We start from the raw sequence: 17919 nt of genomic DNA on the forward strand, positions 1-17919 counted from the left end.
CAGTAGGTTGCGCCCGCATAACACGATTTCACCAAGCGCAGAAAAGCAAAAAGCCCGCCGAAGCGGGCTTTTCTAAATGTGGCTGGGGTGCCAGGATTCGAACCTGGGTATGCTGGTATCAGAAACCAGAGCCTTACCGCTTGGCGACACCCCAATGGTGTGACAGTAAAATATGGTGGCTACGACGGGATTTGAACCTGTGACCCCATCATTATGAGTGATGTGCTCTAACCAGCTGAGCTACGTAGCCATTTGTCGATATTTTACTTTCAAAGTCAAAAGTGATGATGGCTGGGGTACCTGGATTCGAACCAGGGAATGCTGGTATCAAAAACCAGTGCCTTACCGCTTGGCGATACCCCATCAACATGTTTAACTTTTTTTTTAGCATCGACCATTTAAAAAATGGCTGGGGTACCTGGATTCGAACCAGGGTATGCTGGTATCAAAAACCAGTGCCTTACCGCTTGGCGATACCCCATTAGATGCCTGCAACTCGATGAATGAAATGGTGCGGGAGGCGAGACTTGAACTCGCACACCTTGCGGCGCTAGAACCTAAATCTAGTGCGTCTACCAATTTCGCCACTCCCGCAAAAAAGATGGTGGCTACGACGGGATTTGAACCTGTGACCCCATCATTATGAGTGATGTGCTCTAACCAGCTGAGCTACGTAGCCATCTTTTTTCGCGCAACCTTCATCGGCGTTGCGGGGCGCATTATGCGTATATGGCCGTTTTGCGTCAACAAGTTTTTTCCCAAAAAAGCGACCTGATGTGTTGTTTGTCTGGGTTGTGAACAGTATGGCGATAAAATCATCAATTCAGGCGATTAATGGTTGAAAACATCAACAAAAAGGCGGACCCGAAGGCCCGCCCAAGGAATAAAACGTCGGACGATTATTTGTAGGCGGCTTGGTGAACGCCGACTGCACGACCAGAAGGATCGTCCATCTTTTTGAATGACTCATCCCATTCGATGGCTTTCGCTGAAGAGCAGGCCACTGACGGGCCGCCTGGTACGCATTCGGCCGCGCTTGGCAGTGGGAACAACTCTTCAAAGATTTCGCGATACAGGTAGCCTTCTTTGGACGCAGGCGTGTTGTACGGGAAACGGAAACGTGCGGTTTCGAGCTGTTGATCGCTGATTTGCTTGGCAGCGACTTCTTTCAGCGTGTCGATCCAGCTGTAACCAACGCCGTCGGAGAACTGCTCTTTCTGGCGCCAGGCCACGCTGGCAGGCAGATAGGACTCAAAACATTCGCGCAGGATATGTTTTTCCATTTTGCCATTGCCGCACATTTTGTCTTTCGGGTTGATACGCATCGCTATGTCGAGGAATTTTTTATCCAGGAAGGGTACGCGTGCTTCTACACCCCAGGCAGACATTGCTTTATTCGCGCGAGCACAGTCAAACATATGTAGTGCCAGCAGCTTACGTACGGTTTCGTCATGGAATTCGCGTGCATCCGGCGCCTTATGGAAGTACAGGTAGCCACCGAACACTTCGTCTGCTCCCTCGCCAGACAGCACCATCTTGATACCCATCGCTTTGATCTTGCGTGACATCAGGTACATCGGGGTCGAGGCGCGAATGGTTGTCACGTCATAGGTTTCGATGTGATAAATCACGTCGCGAATGGCATCCAGGCCTTCTTGCACGGTGAAATGAATTTCATGGTGCACGGTGCCCAGGTGGTTTGCTACTTCCTGCGCGGCACGCAGGTCTGGGGAGCCATCTAAACCGACGGCGAATGAATGCAGTTGCGGCCACCAGGCTTCGCTGCGCTCTTGATCTTCCACGCGGCGTGCGGCGTATTTTTTGGTAATGGCGGAAATTACGGAAGAGTCCAGGCCGCCAGACAACAGTACGCCGTAGGGCACGTCGGACATCAGGTGACTTTTCACCGAGTCTTCCAGTGCGTTGCGCAGGGCATTGGCGTCGGTGACGTTGTCTTTGACATTGTCGTAATCGAACCAGTCACGCTGGTAATATTCGCGGATCTCGCCGTCCTGACTCCACAGATAGCTGCCTGCCGGGAATTCTTTAATGGTGCGGCAAACTGGCACCAACGCTTTCATTTCAGAGGCGACATACAGGTTGCCGAATTCATCATGGCCCATGTACAGCGGGATAATACCCAGATGATCACGGCCAATCAGATAAGCGTCTTTTTCTGAATCATAGAGTGCGAAGGCGAACATGCCCTGTAGATCGTCGAGGAAATCGGTGCCTTTCTCTTGGTACAGCGCCAGGATCACTTCACAGTCGGAGCCGGTCTGGAACGCATAGCGATCGCTCAGTTGTTGGCGCAGCGCCTGGTGGTTGTAAATCTCACCGTTAACAGCCAGAACGTGGGTATGTGCCGCGTTGTACAGCGGTTGTGCGCCATTGTTGACGTCGACAATCGATAGGCGCTCATGCACCAGAATGGCTTTATCGCTGGCGTAAACACCGGACCAATCCGGCCCGCGGTGGCGCATGAGACGGGACAGCTCCAATGCTTTTTTACGCAGTTCAACGGGATCAGACTTCAGATCGAGCACACCGAAAATAGAACACATATACCGACTCTCCTAACGACTTTTATAGACTGTGATGTTGTTTTTGCTGTTATAGGCAGCATGGTCGGCTCATCAATGATGGCGCGCTTTTGCTGCGTTGTGTTTATGAAAATGCGTCAAAACCAACAGGGGATGCAAGCGTTTTAGCGCTGCGCTAGAAAATAGTTGTTTGGGGTAGGGTGAATATTAGCGGATGTTCGGTTAATGATGGTTAAAATTAACGATAATGCAATTTTTTGATGAATAGATGAGTTGCCGGAGAATTTTACCGGCAACTCATTGCGGACTATCAGGCAGTCAACTGCCAGAGTGTGAAGGCTGCATCCGGTGTCCATCCGGCGTTAGAGGTGTGTGCTTGCAGGCAGGTGTATTTCTTTCCTTTGTAGGTCACTAGATCACCGGTTTTGTAGCTGTGGTTGTTTTGCCATTCAGTGACACCAGGATCCGGAGGCGTGCTGCCGTCAGCCGTTTTCACGGCGAGTGCACTGCTCGGCAATGAGGTGTTGCCCTTGTTATCGGTAGTGGTGACAAAATAACTGTATTGCGTTGCCGGTGTGAGACCGCTGTCTTGCAGTGACAAACCACCGGTTTGGCCGATCGCGGTGCCGTTACGATAAACCGTATATTGGCTGACCGGATTGGCGCTGTTGGCCGCCGCCCAGTTCAGCGTAAGGGATGTAGACGTTATCGCGCTGGCGTTTAACGCCGTTGGCGCATCAGGCTTTCCCGGCGGTGGTGTTACACCTCCCTGGATGAGTGCGGCATAACGTGTTTTGAATTCCCAGTTATAGGCCACACCGGCTTTGCTCTTGCCATTGTCCCAGTTAACCGACCAGGTCATCAGACCTTTGATAGACAGCCCTTTGGCATCAAGGCGTGCAAAGGCGTTATATACGGCTTGCTTGTCGACCACATACCCGGTAGCGGCTGCATCATTGTTGGTTGGCAAGCCGATAACAAACTTGGACGCAGGGATTTTGGTGTAACCACGGGTGCCAGTAACCAGACTTTCCGTCAGGTAATACAGAAAATCTTCTTTCATGGCATCATTATTTTGAGTGATCCAGGCACCTTTACCACCATTGGCTTCATCGACCCAGATCCCATCACCGCCCTGATTATAATATTGTGGCGCGATAAAGTCGTAATAACCCTCGAGTGCATTAATATAATCCAGGTAAGTGCCGTTGGTACGTAAATAAGGGAATTCTGGCGCCATGCTGACAATGAAGTTTTTGCCTTCTGCTGCATAATGTGTTTTTACTTTTTTCAATGCTGCTGGTAAGACGGTCTTATTATTAGCAGCGCCAATGGCGGCTTGTTCCAGATCGATGTCCAAACCATCAAAACCGTAGGTTTCCACCAAACGGATAATTTCATTAGCAAGCCGGTCTTCGTCGCCGGTTTTCAGGTCGATGTGAGCGTCAGCACCGCCCAATGAAATCAGCACCGCACGGCCCTGGCTGTTCAGTACGCCGACCTGACGGCGGAACTCGGCATCAGACAGGTTGTAAGGCTTGAAAGTTGGGATACCTTCGCCTTTCATAAATGCCACAGCAACCACGTTATATTCAGCCGGGATGTCTGTCAGGTTCATATTGGCGAACTGACCTTGCTGGTAACCGTCACTGGCGCCTGCGGCCCAGTTATGCCAAAAGCCCATCATGATTTTCTTATTGGACATGTCTGGCATGATTGTGGCGTCATCTGCGACTTGTGCATTAATAATATTATTGGTGCTCATGGTAACCTCGTTATTTTAGGTAAGATTATTTCCACTTGCCGTCAATAGGGATTATTGGCGGGGCGTAAATATATAGTGCGGATTTTTAACGAAGATGGAGTGAAACCTTTAGCGGGCAATAATAAATTAAATTCAACGTGGGGGAATATAGCCTAAAAATAGGAATATCCTTGATAAGACAAATTTGTAAGTTCACGGAGACATAGATAATTGTGTGGCTGGGCGCATAAACGCAGCCTCAAGTATGACGGGTATAAGGGTGGCCGTAATGGCCACCACAGGCATTAGAAAATATTGATATCGGCAACGGAAGGGAAGATGTAGCTCGGACGGAACGGCATGGTTTCTACATCGTTCAACGTCGAAACGCCAGACAGGACCAAGACGGTTTCCAGACCCGCCTGGAAGCCCGCCAGGATATCGGTGCGCAGGTTGTCGCCAACAATCACGGTTTCTTCCGAGTGCCCCTGCATTTTGTTTAGTGCGGCACGGATGATCCACGGACTTGGTTTGCCGACGTAAAATGGTTTACGCCCGGTAATTTTCTCAATCGGCGCACAGAGTGCACCACAGGCCGGTACGAAGCCATGCCCATGAGTATCCGGGTTAGTGGCAATGAAGCGTGCGCCATTATTCACGAAGTAGGCGGCTTTGTGCATCATGTCCCAGTTATAGGAGCGAGTTTCACCGACGATCACAAAGTCTGGGTTGATATCGGTAATGGTGAAGCCGGCTTTATACAGTTCGTGGATCAGTGCACCTTCACCGACCACGTAGGCTTTTTTGCCTTCCTGACGGCGCAGAAAGTCGGCGGTAGCCATGGCTGAGGTATAAAAAGCGCTCTCTGGGACGTCAAGCCCGGCAGCGGAGAAGCGGTTCGCCAGATCTTGCGCGGTCTGTGACGGATAGTTCGTCAGAACGACCAGTGGCATACCTTGTTCCTGAATACGCGCCAGGAAAAGATCGGCACCGGGGACCGGCGTGTTGTCATGCAGCAGCACGCCGTCGATATCACATATAACGTTTTTGATTGTCATTGTTGCTGTTTCTCATGATTTGCGGCAGGCAAAACGCGAAGATAGCACACCTGCCTGAAGCGGCGGATCAGCTTTCCAGCAATCGCTGCAATAGCACGCCGTTGAGCATCGCCCGCTTGGCCAGGGCGAAAGCGCCGATCGCCGAGCGATGATTGAGTTCGGAGGTGACCACCGGCAGATTCTTGCGGAAGTCCTTCAGCACCTGAGTGTTAATGCAGCTTTGGATTGCCGGCAACAGCACTTTTTCCGCCTCGGTGATTTCACCGGCGATCACCACTTTCTGTGGATTAAACAGATTGATGGCAATAGCGACGGCTTTGCCGAGATAACGACCGACGTGCTCAATCACTTCGCTGGCCAGCAGATCACCGCGGTTAGCGGCTTTGCAAATGGCGGCGATGCTACAGTCGTCGAGCGTCAGCTTGCTTGGGTAACCTTGGGTCAACAATTGGCGTACGCGGTGTTCAATTGCGGCGTTCGCGGCAACGGTTTCCAGGCAACCGAAGTTACCACAGTGGCAGCGTTCGCCCAGCGGGTCGATCTGAATGTGACCAATTTCACCGACATTGCCGTTGTTGCCCAGGAAAATCTGGCCGTTGACGATAATGCCAGCACCGGTACCACGGTGCAGACGCACCAAAATAGAGTCTTCACAGTCGCGGGTGGCACCAAAGTAATGCTCAGCTAATGCCAGGCTGCGAATGTCATGGCCGACGAAACTGGTGACATTAAACCGTTGTTGCAGGTTGTCGACCAGCGCCCAGTTGTTGACGCTGATGTGCGGCATATAGCGCACCACGCCTAGCGCAGGGTCAACCAAGCCAGGCAGGATCACTGCAATGGCAATTAACTCGCGCAGCTTGCGTTGGTAGCTTTCGATAAACTGTGAAATGGCGATGAACAACGCATTTTCCAGTGTCTCCTGGGTACGCTCCGGCAACGGGTAGTGTTCTTCACCAAGCGATTTCCCGCTCATGTCGTACAGGGTGATGGTGGCATCATGACGACCAAGGCGCACAGCCACGGTATGGAAATGCCGGGTTTCGGAGACAATGGAAATGGCGCGGCGACCGCCGGTGGAGGCTTGCTGATCGACTTCTTTGATCAGCCCGCGCTCCAACAGCTGGCGAGTAATTTTAGTGACGCTGGCGGGCGCTAGCTGGCTCAGTTCGGCTATTTGAATGCGCGAGATCGGACCTTGTTGGTCGATCAGACGGTAAACCGCCGCGCCGTTGAGTTGCTTGACTAAGTCAACGTTCCCTATCTGTGCCTGTCCGCCAGTACTCATCAATAATTTTACTCGCTGTTCATTAAATTAAACCTCGTTACCGTTAACGAGCGTTTTGGTGACCTTAAAATCACGGGTAAATGCGGTCAGGTTCGCCACCTTACCGGCTTCGATCGTGCCTAAACGGTGATCCACGCCGATGGCGCGTGCTGGATACAGCGTTGCCATACGCAGTGCTTCGTCCAACGCGATACCGACGTGCTCAACGCTGTTCTTCAACGCGTCAATCATGGTCAGCGCAGAGCCGCTCAGGGTGCCGTTTTCGTCTACGCACAGCCCGTCGCGATAGTATATTGTTTTACCGGCGAAAATAAATTGGTCAATATCGGCACCCGCCGGAGCGGTAGCGTCAGTGACCAGCACCAATTTATCACCTTTCATGCGTTTGGCGTTACGGATACTCGCCCAGGCCACATGATGACCGTCAGCGATAATGCCGGTATAGACTTCCGGCGTATCGAAAATTGCCCCCATCAGCCCAGGTTCACGCCCGGTAATATATGGCATCGCGTTATACAGGTGAGTGGCGAAGGTAATGCCGGCAGCAAAGCCTGTGCGGGCCTGATCGTAAGTCGCATTCGAGTGACCGGCGGACACTACGATGCCTGCTGCGGTCAACTGCTTGATAAAGTGTGGCTCAACCATTTCCGGTGCCAGCGTGACTTTGGTGATCACATCAGCGTTGGCGCACAGGTAGTCGATCATCTCGCTGGTTGGCTTGCGGATAAACGCTGGGTTGTGGGTGCCTTTCTTCAGCGGGCTAAGGTATGGCCCTTCCAGATGCAGGCCAAGCGCCTGATTCGGATGTTTTTTCAGATAAGCGCGCATCACGTCGATGCTGTGCTTCATAAATTCGTCGCTGCTGGTGATCAGCGTAGGCAGATAGCTGGTACAGCCGGATTTTTCGTTGGCACGCTGCATGATTTCCAGCGTCTCTTCCGAAATGGCGTCCAGCGAATCGTTAAATTGCACGCCGCCGCAGCCGTTAAGCTGCACGTCAATCAAACCGGGGGCCAGGATAGCGCCACCCAGATCGCGCGTTTCAATGCCGGCCGGCAGCTCAGCCAGCGGGCAGACTCGTTCAATCAGCCCATCAGCGATAATAACTGCGTGGTCGTCAAGTACGTCGTGGCCGGTGAAAATACGGCCGTGGGTTAAAGCGAACATCGTAGCCCCCTGCAAGAATTAAAGACTCTTAACGCTTTCCGCTTCTAATTCGCGGAAATATTTAACGGTTTTGACTTTCAGTTCCATGGTGGATGGCTCATCGCACACCACAACAGCTTTGGCATGCAATTGCAGGCAACTGATAGTCCACATGTGGTTGATATTGCCTTCCACTGCGGCTTCCAGAGCTTGTGCTTTGGCGTGGCCGGTCACCAGAATCATCACTTCTTCTGCGTCGAGCAGCGTACCTACACCCACGGTCAGTGCAAACTTCGGTACCAGGCTGACATCACCGCCGAAGAAGCGGGAGTTGGCGATACGGGTATCTTCAGTCAGCGTTTTGATGCGAGTACGCGATGCCAGAGACGAAGCTGGCTCGTTAAACGCGATATGACCGTCAATGCCGACGCCACCCATGAACAGATTGATTTTGCCGTAGGATTTGATTTTTGCTTCGTACTGGCGGCACTCGGCGTCAACGTCCGGTGCATTACCATTCAGCAAGTTGATATTTTCACTTGGGATATCAACGTGATCAAAGAAATTACGGTACATGAAGGTATGATAGCTTTCCGGGTGTTCCTGCGGCAGGCCAACGTATTCATCCATGTTGAAAGTCACCACATGCTTAAAGCTTACTTCACCTGCTTTGTGCATCGCAATCAGATGTTTGTACGCTTCCAGTGGAGTACCACCGGTTGGCAGGCCGAGCACAAACGGACGCTCCGCAGTAGGCTTGAATGCGTTGATGCGCTGGACGATATGGCGGGCGGCCCATTTGCCGACTTGTGCAGTATCTTTCAGTGGGATAAGTCTCATCTAACACCTCTTAGGGTAAGTAAACTAAAGCTATACTGGTTCGAGCCTGTGCAAGAGTCCTAAGCGTAACCCAGCTTTATGATTCTCGCGTGAAGCGTCAGGTTCGATGATTTTTTTAATGATAAAATAAGTTTTGTGTGATGGCTAGCAATGTGGCAGCTAAAGACTGCTTTTTGGTGATATAAATCACAAAAAATGAGGTTTTAATTTGCGATACGAAATAATTTTTTTACACTCCACTTGTTGTCGCTCGTCCAGAGTTAATCGCAGTGTGTGATGGCGCTTGCGTAAAATATGATAAAGCCCATAAAAGGGCATTAGGGGGAATATTAAGGTGAACATACTCGGCTTTTTCCAAAGATTGGGCAGGTCGTTGCAACTGCCAATCGCAGTACTGCCCGTTGCGGCGCTTTTGCTACGCTTCGGGCAGCCTGATTTACTCAATATTTCGTTCATCGCACAGGCCGGTGGATCAATCTTCGATAACCTGGCGTTAATCTTTGCTATCGGTGTGGCGGCAACCTGGTCGAAAGACAATGCCGGTTCCGCTGCATTGGCGGGCGCGGTGGGTTACTTCATCCTGACCAAAGCAATGGTCACTATTAACCCAGCAATCAATATGGGTGTGTTGGCAGGTATCATTACCGGCCTGGTGGGCGGTGCGGTTTATAACCGCTGGTCCGGCATCAAACTGCCTGAGTTCCTCTCATTCTTCGGCGGTAAGCGTTTCGTCCCAATCGCTACCGGCTTTTTCTGTTTAATCCTTGCTGCTGTCTTTGGTTATATCTGGCCACCGGTACAGAATGCTATCCACGCAGGCGGTGAATGGATTGTTTCCATGGGCGCGATCGGTTCCGGCATCTTCGGTTTCGTTAACCGTCTGCTGATCCCAACCGGTTTACACCAGGTACTGAACACCATTGCCTGGTTCCAGATTGGTGAGTTTACCAATGCTGCCGGCACCATCTTCCACGGTGACATCAACCGCTTCTATGCAGGTGACGGTACTGCCGGGATGTTCATGTCCGGCTTCTTCCCAATCATGATGTTTGGTCTGCCGGGTGCGGCATTGGCCATGTATTTCGCAGCACCAAAAGAACGTCGTCCAATGGTGGGCGGGATGCTGCTGTCTGTTGCGTTGACTGCCTTCCTGACCGGTGTAACCGAGCCACTTGAATTCCTGTTCATGTTCCTGGCTCCGCTGCTGTATCTGGTCCACGCTATCTTGACCGGTATCAGTCTGTTTGTTGCTACGTTGCTGGGCATCCACGCTGGCTTCTCCTTCTCTGCAGGCGCCATCGACTATGTGTTGATGTATAACTTGCCGGCTGCCAGCAAGAACGTCTGGATGCTGGTTGTGATGGGCCTGGTCGCTTTCGCAGTGTACTTCGTGCTGTTCTCTATCATTATCCGTGCGTTCAACTTGAAAACTCCGGGCCGTGAAGATGCGTCTGATGATGTCGTCGCACCTGAAGCTAACAGCAATACGGATGAAGGCCTGCGTGCACTGTCTCGCAGCTACATTGGTGCCATCGGTGGTTCTGACAACCTGACCGGCATTGATGCCTGTATCACGCGTTTACGTCTGACTGTTAAAGATTCTTCAAAAGTACTCGATGCAAGCTGTAAGCGCCTGGGGGCTTCAGGCGTGGTGAAACTGAACAAGCAAACTGTTCAGGTTATCGTGGGATCTAAAGCTGAAGCTATTGCTGATGGTATGCGTGCAGTCATTGCTACCGGCCCGGTTCCTGCGGCAGAAGTCGCACCGGCTGCTGGCGTGAATGTCGCAAAATCACAGGCCGTACCTAATGCACCTAAAGTGGCCTTTGAGTCGCTGGTGGCTCCGGTAACGGGTGATGTGGTGGCGTTGGATCAGGTTCCTGATGAAGCCTTTGCCAGTAAAGCCGTCGGCGACGGCCTGGCGATTCGCCCGACCGATAAAACCGTAGTTGCACCTGCTGATGGTACCATTGTGAAAATCTTCAATACCAATCATGCATTCTGTCTGGAAACGGACAAGGGTGCGGAGATTGTGGTGCACATGGGTATCGACACCGTAGCGCTGAACGGCCAAGGCTTCAAACGTCTGGTTGAAGAGGGTGCTGAGGTGAAAGCCGGTCAGCCAATCCTTGAATTGGATCTGGAGTTCCTGAACGCCAATGCTCGTTCGATGATCAGCCCGGTTGTGGTCAGTAACTCTGACGATTACGCGGGTCTGACGGCGCTGGCGACCGGCTCTGTGGTGGCTGGCCAGACCAAACTGTTTGAGATCCAAAAATAAACTGTTTTACCTGAGTAGTACCCAGGGTGTTTAACGAGTCATGACGGAACGCACCCTACCTTTGGCGGGAAGAGAGTAATCTCTTCCCGCTTTTTTATGGATGATGAAGAGATAAGGGGGCCCTGAAAGGGGGCTGCGATCCATCGTGGTGCAATGCTCCGCATTTTTCGTGAAACAAACGGTTGTTTCCGGGCGTGGCTTGTTGGATCATAGGCGGTTATGTGTAGCACTTTGCATTGAGGAATAGTGAAATGAGTGAGGCAGAAGCCCGCCCAACCAATTTTATCCGTCAGATCATTGATGAAGATCTGGCGTCAGGGAAACATGCGTCTGTTCATACCCGTTTCCCGCCAGAGCCAAATGGCTATCTGCATATCGGCCATGCTAAATCCATCTGCCTGAACTTTGGCATTGCCCAAGATTATCAAGGCCAGTGCAACCTGCGTTTCGATGACACTAACCCGGTAAAAGAAGACATCGAGTTCGTTGAGTCGATCAAACACGACGTGGAGTGGTTGGGCTTTGAGTGGAGCGGTAACGTTCGTTACTCCTCAGATTACTTCGATCAACTGCACCAGTATGCGGTGGAGCTGATCAGTAAAGGCTTGGCCTATGTCGACGAACTGTCGCCTGAGCAGATCCGTGAATATCGCGGTAGCCTGACCAAGCCGGGCAAAGACAGCCCATACCGTGGCCGCAGCGTAGAAGAGAACCTGGCGCTGTTTGAGAAAATGCGCAACGGTGAGTTCGCCGAAGGTGCCGCTTGTCTGCGTGCCAAAATTGATATGGCGTCCTCGTTTATCGTGATGCGCGATCCGGTGCTGTACCGTATCAAATTTGCTGAGCATCATCAGACAGGCAACAAATGGTGCATCTACCCGATGTACGATTTCACCCACTGCATTTCCGATGCGCTGGAAGGGATCACCCATTCGCTGTGTACGCTGGAGTTCCAGGACAACCGCCGTCTGTATGACTGGGTGCTGGATAACATCACTATCCCTTGTCATCCGCGTCAGTACGAATTCTCGCGTCTGAATCTCGAGTACGCGATCATGTCGAAGCGCAAGCTGAACCAGTTGGTGACTGAGCAGATCGTTGAAGGCTGGGATGACCCGCGTATGCCGACCGTTTCTGGTCTGCGTCGCCGTGGTTATACCGCTGCGTCAATCCGCGAGTTCTGTCAGCGTATCGGCGTGACCAAGCAAGATAACAACGTCGAAATGATGGCGCTTGAGGCTTGTATTCGTGAAGAGCTGAATGAGAATGCGCCACGTGCGATGGCCGTGCTGGATCCGGTGAAGGTTGTCATCGAAAATATGACCACCGGCGTGGAAATGGTGACCATGCCTAACCACCCGAACAAACCGGAAATGGGCAGCCGTGAAGTGCCGTTCAGCCGTGAAGTCTATATCGACCGCGCTGACTTCCGTGAAGAAGCCAACAAGCAGTACAAGCGTCTGGTATTGGGTAAAGAAGTACGTCTGCGTAATGCATATGTGATCAAGGCAGTGCGCGTTGAGAAAGACGCTGAAGGCGAGATCACCACTATTTTCTGCAGCTACGATCCAGATACGTTGAGCAAGGATCCTGCCGATGGCCGCAAGGTAAAAGGCGTAATCCACTGGGTGTCTGCTGAGCATGCGCTGCCGGCGGAAATTCGTGTGTATGACCGTCTGTTCAACGTGCCAAACCCGGCGGCGGCAGAGGACTTCCTCACCACCATCAACCCTGAGTCACTGGTTATCAAGCATGGCTTCGTGGAGCCAAGCCTGGCGGCCGCACAACCTGAAAAAGCCTACCAGTTCGAGCGTGAAGGTTATTTCTGTGCTGACAGCCGCTATTCCTCGGCTGAACACCTGGTGTTCAACCGCACGGTTGGCCTGCGAGATACTTGGGCTAAAATTGACGCCTGAGTACTGAAATGGTGTTAACGCGAAAAAGCGCAACGTGAGTTGCGCTTTTTTTATGCCCGCCTTCGCTGTTTATTCCCTTCTAAACGTTTTATTTTCTCAATCTATTTTTAAATTTTTATCTGCCCGGTGCATCAGTAATTTCTTGATATAAATCATTAGTAATATAACATTGTCTTATATATTCGCGATGCGAATTAATGTCATTTAGAGAGCGCTCTCATATTTTTTCTTCTGACTGACCTTTTTGATTAAGCTGAAACCATTAATCGTCTCTGGTTGACCTTGTATCATTATTTATTCTGATTTTATTGAATTTTTTATTCGACAGCCTCTTTGCATAGCCACGTAACAAAATCTCATCGATATGTGCTCTTTGTCATACTTTGACAAATCTCTCTCATAATTCATTTGATAATTCGCGTCGCGAAAAATAGTCTAGCTGTAGCAATAAGTGCTGTGGGGTTTGAGCTCTGTCAGCATTATTTTTTACCCGGTTGGGTTTTTTATTAGCAGTCGTGCAGGGCAGTGGTGAACACGGGCGACTGCAACTTTTAAAGTTAAGTCAAAGAGGAATTTCATTATGGGTACGCACGGTGCTCAGCGTAAAACGCTGGCGCTCGCAGTCGCGGGTGCGCTGTTGGGAACAGGGTTTGCCATGGCCCCTGAGGCGAAAGCCGCAGGGTTTGTCGATGATTCCACGATGACCGGCGGTGTTTATTACTGGCAGCGTGAGCGCGACCGTAAAGATCTCAATCCGACCAGTGACGATTACAATAAATACACCACTAACCTGTCACATTCGACGGCCAACCTGAGCCTGGATTTCGCGTCGGGTTACGCCTGGGACATGTTCGGTCTGGACGTAGGGGCCTTTACCGCCATTGAGCTGGCCGAGTCCAGTGCCAGCGGCCATCCGAACGAAATTGCGTTCTCTTCCAAAAACCGTACCTATGATGAAGATTACAGCGGCGATAAAGGCGGCATCAGCCTGTATAAAGCTGCAGGTAAATTCAAGTATGGCCCTGTCTGGGCACGTGCCGGTTATATCCAGCCAACCGGCCAAACTCTGCTGGCTCCGCACTGGAGTTTTATGCCGGGCACCTATCAAGGGGCTGAGGCTGGCGCCAAGTTTGACTATGGCGACGCAGGGGCATTGAGCTTCTCCTACATGTGGACCAATAAGTACAAAGCGCCATGGCATATCGAAATGGATGACTTCCGCCAGAACGATAAAAAAACGGGCGTCTCCTACCTTCACTCCCTTGGTGCGAAGTATGACTTTAAAAACGACTTTGTACTGGAAGCGGCATTCGGTCAGGCCCAGGGCTATGTAAACCAGTACTTCACCAAAGCATCTTATAAATTCGATCTGGTAGGCAACCCGTTGACGACCAGCTATCAGTTCTACGGTACGGAAGACCGTATTAGCGACAAGAATGATCCTAACAGCATCTATGACGGGTTAGCTTGGTTGCAGGCGCTGACTTTTGGCTACACCACGGGGCAGTTTAACTGGCGCCTGGAAGGAACCATGGTCAAGGCCGAGGGCAACCAGGGTTACTTCCTGCAACGTATGACCCCAACTTACGCCTCCTCCAACGGTCGTCTCGATGTGTGGTGGGATAACCGTTCCGACTTTAACGCCAACGGCGAAAAAGCGGTTTACGCCGGTGTGATGTACGACCTGAGCAACTGGAACCTGCCGGGTATGGCCGTGGGCGGTTCTTACGTTTACGCCTGGGATGCAAAACCGAGTACCAACCCAATGTATGACCAGAGCCAGCGACTGAAAGAGAGCGCCTGGAGCCTGGACGCGATGTACACCATTCAGGAAGGCCGCGCCAAAGGCACCTTACTGAAACTGCACTACACCCAGTATGACAACCACACCAACATCCCAAGCTGGGGCGGCGGTTACGGCAACATTTTCCAGGACGAGAAAGACGTCAAATTCATGGTTATCGCGCCATTCACCATTTTCTAATGCGTTCCCCGGCGGCAACGCCGGGGACAGTGTTTTCGCCACTTAACGGGAAAATTTTGATGAAAAAAATCATGTTGATGTTGGCCGCAACTGTCACGCTGAGTGCTTGTGTACAGCCAGCAGCACCGCCGGAAGATGTCAAATTGAAACAGGCTTACAGTGCCTGTATTAACACCGCCGAAGGTTCGCCAGAAAGGTTGCAGCCATGTAAGGCAGTACTGAATGTGCTGAAACAAGAGAAACAACATCAGCAGTTTGCCGAGGAGGAAACGGTGCGGGTGATGGATTATCAGAACTGCATTCAAGCGGTTCATAGCGGCAACGGCCAGGCTTATGACGCCAAGTGCGGCAAAATTTGGAAAGAGATTCACGATAACAATAATTAAGGATGATGCTAAAGATGAACAAATTCAAATTGAGTGCGCTTGCTGCATTGACGGCAACCGTTGGATTATTTGGCAGCGTGGGGAACGCGATGGCCAATCAGCAATTGGTGGATCAACTTAGCCAGTTGAAACTGAATTTGAAAATGGTCGATAACCGGGCCGCAGACAGTGGCCTGGATTGTGGGAAGCTGGGTGCCGATTGGGCAGCATGCAATAAGGTCTTGATCAGCCTGACCAATGATAATCAGGAGATTAAAGGCCACGACTGGGCGATTTACTTCCACAGCGCTCGCCAGACAATGCGGGTGGACAACGATCAATTCAAAATATCTCACCTGACGGGTGATCTGTATAAACTGGAGCCCACCGATAAGTTTACCGGTTTCCCTGCGGGGCAAACGGTTGATATTCCTATTATTGCAGAATACTGGCAGTTGTTTAAAACAGACTTTGTGCCGCGCTGGTATGCCACTTCAGGTGATGCCAAGCCAAAAATCCTGATCAATACCGACACCGAAGATCTGAGTCAGTTTGTTGCTCCCTTTACGGGTGACCAGTGGAAGCGCATCAAGGATGACAACAACATCTTGATGACGCCAGCCTCCCGCTTCACAAAAAATGCCGAGCTGAAAACCTTGCCGACAGCGTCACTACGCGGTCAGATCGTACCCACGCCGCTGGATGTGAAAGTACATCCTCAGGATGTGGATCTGCGTAATGGCGTAGCACTGGAGTTAAGTGCACTGTCCAAACCGGCAGCAGATGCGGCAACCCAACGCTTTGCCTTATTGGGTATAACCCATAACGCGAATGGGTATCCGATAAAGACTGACATCCAGCCAGGAAAATTCAACGGCGAGTTGGCGGTGCCCGGTGCCTATGAGTTGAACATTGGCAATAAGGGAGCACAGGTCATCGGTTTCGATCAGGCCGGAGTTTTCTACGGCCTGCAGTCTATCCTGTCGCTGATTCCTTCCGACGGCAGCGCTAAAATTGCCATGCTGGATGTTAAAGATGCACCGCGCTTCCAGTATCGCGGCATCTTCCTGGACGTCGCACGTAACTTCCATCAAAAAGATGCGGTTTTGCGCTTACTCGATCAGATGGCGGCTTACAAACTCAATAAATTCCATTTCCACCTGAGTGATGATGAAGGTTGGCGTATCGCCATCCCCGGCTTACCGGAGTTGACGGAAGTCGGGGGGCAGCGCTGCCATGATTTGAGTGAAACTACCTGCTTGTTACCACAGTACGGTCATGGGCCTGACGTCTACGGTGGGTTCTTCTCTCGTCAGGATTACATCGACATTATCAAGTACGCTCAGGCGCGCAAGATTGAAGTGATCCCAGAAATCGATATGCCAGCGCATGCCCGTGCAGCCGTGGTCTCAATGGAGGCACGTTATAAAAAGCTGCATGCTGCGGGTAAAGAGCAAGAGGCCAACGAATTCCGTTTGGTGGATCCTACCGATACCTCTAATACGACCTCGGTTCAGTACTTTAACCGCCAGAGTTACCTTAACCCATGCCTGGACTCATCTAAGCGCTTTGTCGATAAGGTGATTGGTGAGATTGCCCAAATGCACAAAGAGGCAGGCCAACCGCTGCGTACCTGGCATTTTGGCGGCGACGAGGCGAAAAACATTCGTTTAGGTGCCGGTTATACCGATCGTACCAAGCCAGAGGCGGGTAAGGGCATCATTGATCAGAGTAAAGAAGACAAACCGTGGGCGAAGTCCCAGGTATGCCAGGCGATGATTAAAGACGGTAAAGTCGCGGATATGGAACACCTGCCAAGCTACTTTGGTGTCGAAGTTAGCCAATTGGTGAAAGCGCATGGCATCGACAGAATGCAGGCTTGGCAGGATGGCCTGAAAGATGCGAAGAATGCCAAGGCTTTCGCTACTGAACGTGTCGGGGTGAATTTCTGGGATACCTTGTATTGGGGCGGTTTTGATAGTGCCAATGATTGGGCCAACAAAGGCTACGAAGTGATCCTGTCCAACCCGGATTATGTCTACATGGATTTCCCGTATGAGGTGAACCCGGACGAGCGTGGCTATTACTGGGGCACCCGTTTCAGTGACGAACAGAAAATGTTCAGCTTTGCCCCGAACAACTTGCCGCAAAATGCGGAAACCTCGGTTGACCGTGATGGCAATCATTTTACCGCCAAGAGCGACAAACCTTGGCCGGGCGCTTACGGTATCTCTGCCCAGATGTGGAGTGAAACCCAACGCACCGACGCAGAAATGGAATACATGATATTCCCTCGCTCGTTGTCGGTGGCAGAACGTGCATGGCATCGGGCAAGTTGGGAGCAAGATTACCAGGCGGGTCGGGAGTATAAAGGCGGGGAAACTCACTTTGTCGACACGAAGAAACTGGATCGTGATTGGCTGCGCTTTGCTAACCTTCTTGGCCAACGAGAGCTGGCAAAACTGGACAAAGGTGGCGTGAGTTATCGGCTGCCAGTGCCGGGCGCTCGCGTGGTAGGTGGCAAACTGGAGGCGAATATCTCGTTGCCGGGTCTGGGCATTGAGTATTCTACGGATGGTGGCAAGCAATGGCAGCGGTACGATGCCAAAACTAAGCCTAGTGTCAGCGGTGACGTGCACATTCGTGCAATAAGCCCGGACGGTAAGCGTTATAGCCGCGCCGAGAAAGTGTAAATCCTGAACCACGGCCCGTCTGTTCGCAGGCGGGCCGTTATTGATCCTTAATTGCAGCGAC

General features: G+C 51.5%; 11 protein-coding genes and 6 tRNA genes. 5 read left to right on the forward strand and 12 right to left on the reverse strand.

Annotation, left to right across the window (positions count from 1 at the left end):
- Positions 1–79: 79 nt before the first annotated feature.
- The 12 genes from SGR01S_RS06290 to nagB form a co-directional block, all read right to left on the reverse strand.
- Positions 80–154: transfer RNA gene (locus tag SGR01S_RS06290), tRNA-Gln, on the reverse strand.
- A 19-nt stretch (positions 155–173) separates the two neighbouring features.
- Positions 174–250: transfer RNA gene (locus SGR01S_RS06295), tRNA-Met, on the reverse strand.
- Between the two features lie 38 nt (positions 251–288).
- A tRNA-Gln gene (locus SGR01S_RS06300) sits at positions 289–363 on the reverse strand.
- A gap of 43 nt (positions 364–406) precedes the next feature.
- Positions 407–481: transfer RNA gene (locus SGR01S_RS06305), tRNA-Gln, on the reverse strand.
- Positions 482–509: 28 nt separating this feature from the next.
- Positions 510–594, reverse strand: a tRNA-Leu gene (locus SGR01S_RS06310).
- Positions 595–602: 8 nt separating this feature from the next.
- Positions 603–679 (reverse strand) — tRNA-Met (locus tag SGR01S_RS06315).
- Positions 680–899: 220 nt separating this feature from the next.
- Positions 900–2564, reverse strand: coding sequence for an asparagine synthase B (gene asnB, locus SGR01S_RS06320; protein WP_061806873.1), 1665 nt, complete (start codon positions 2562–2564; stop codon positions 900–902).
- Positions 2565–2853: 289 nt separating this feature from the next.
- A complete protein-coding gene (gene chiC, locus SGR01S_RS06325) occupies positions 2854–4308 on the reverse strand; it encodes a chitinase ChiC (RefSeq protein ID WP_037418047.1) in 1455 nt (484 codons plus the stop codon).
- 284 nt (positions 4309–4592) lie between these two features.
- On the reverse strand, positions 4593–5345 hold the full coding sequence (locus tag SGR01S_RS06330; protein ID WP_037418050.1) for an HAD-IIA family hydrolase: 753 nt from the start codon (positions 5343–5345) through the stop codon (positions 4593–4595).
- A gap of 67 nt (positions 5346–5412) precedes the next feature.
- Positions 5413–6633 carry a DNA-binding transcriptional regulator NagC gene (gene nagC, locus SGR01S_RS06335; RefSeq protein ID WP_037418052.1) on the reverse strand — a complete coding sequence of 407 codons (1221 nt, stop codon included), beginning with the start codon at positions 6631–6633 and terminating at the stop codon, positions 5413–5415.
- Positions 6634–6660: 27 nt separating this feature from the next.
- Positions 6661–7800 (reverse strand): N-acetylglucosamine-6-phosphate deacetylase, encoded by a 1140-nt coding sequence (nagA, locus tag SGR01S_RS06340; protein ID WP_061806874.1) that lies wholly within the window; start codon positions 7798–7800, stop codon positions 6661–6663.
- A gap of 18 nt (positions 7801–7818) precedes the next feature.
- Positions 7819–8619: a glucosamine-6-phosphate deaminase gene (gene nagB / locus SGR01S_RS06345; RefSeq protein ID WP_012005664.1), complete on the reverse strand. Its 801-nt coding sequence runs from the start codon at positions 8617–8619 to the stop codon at positions 7819–7821.
- 334 nt (positions 8620–8953) lie between these two features.
- Here nagB and nagE point away from each other — a divergent pair, with 334 nt between their 5' ends.
- The 5 genes from nagE (at position 8954) to SGR01S_RS06370 (ending at position 17858) form a co-directional block, all read left to right on the forward strand.
- Positions 8954–10900, forward strand: a complete 1947-nt coding sequence (gene nagE, locus SGR01S_RS06350; RefSeq protein WP_037418058.1) for a PTS N-acetyl glucosamine transporter subunit IIABC — start codon at positions 8954–8956, stop codon at positions 10898–10900.
- Between the two features lie 251 nt (positions 10901–11151).
- Complete coding sequence (glnS, locus tag SGR01S_RS06355) at positions 11152–12816, forward strand: glutamine--tRNA ligase (RefSeq protein WP_061806875.1); 1665 nt, start codon at positions 11152–11154, stop codon at positions 12814–12816.
- A gap of 580 nt (positions 12817–13396) precedes the next feature.
- Positions 13397–14800 carry a chitoporin ChiP gene (gene chiP, locus SGR01S_RS06360; RefSeq protein WP_037418064.1) on the forward strand — a complete coding sequence of 468 codons (1404 nt, stop codon included), beginning with the start codon at positions 13397–13399 and terminating at the stop codon, positions 14798–14800.
- A 59-nt stretch (positions 14801–14859) separates the two neighbouring features.
- Positions 14860–15186 (forward strand): ChiQ/YbfN family lipoprotein, encoded by a 327-nt coding sequence (gene chiQ, locus SGR01S_RS06365; protein WP_061806876.1) that lies wholly within the window; start codon positions 14860–14862, stop codon positions 15184–15186.
- A gap of 14 nt (positions 15187–15200) precedes the next feature.
- Positions 15201–17858, forward strand: coding sequence for a beta-N-acetylhexosaminidase (locus SGR01S_RS06370; protein WP_061806877.1), 2658 nt, complete (start codon positions 15201–15203; stop codon positions 17856–17858).
- Positions 17859–17919 lie beyond the last annotated feature (61 nt).

The sequence above is a fragment of the Serratia grimesii NBRC 13537 genome (assembly GCF_001590905.1).
GTDB classification, from domain to species: domain Bacteria; phylum Pseudomonadota; class Gammaproteobacteria; order Enterobacterales; family Enterobacteriaceae; genus Serratia; species Serratia grimesii.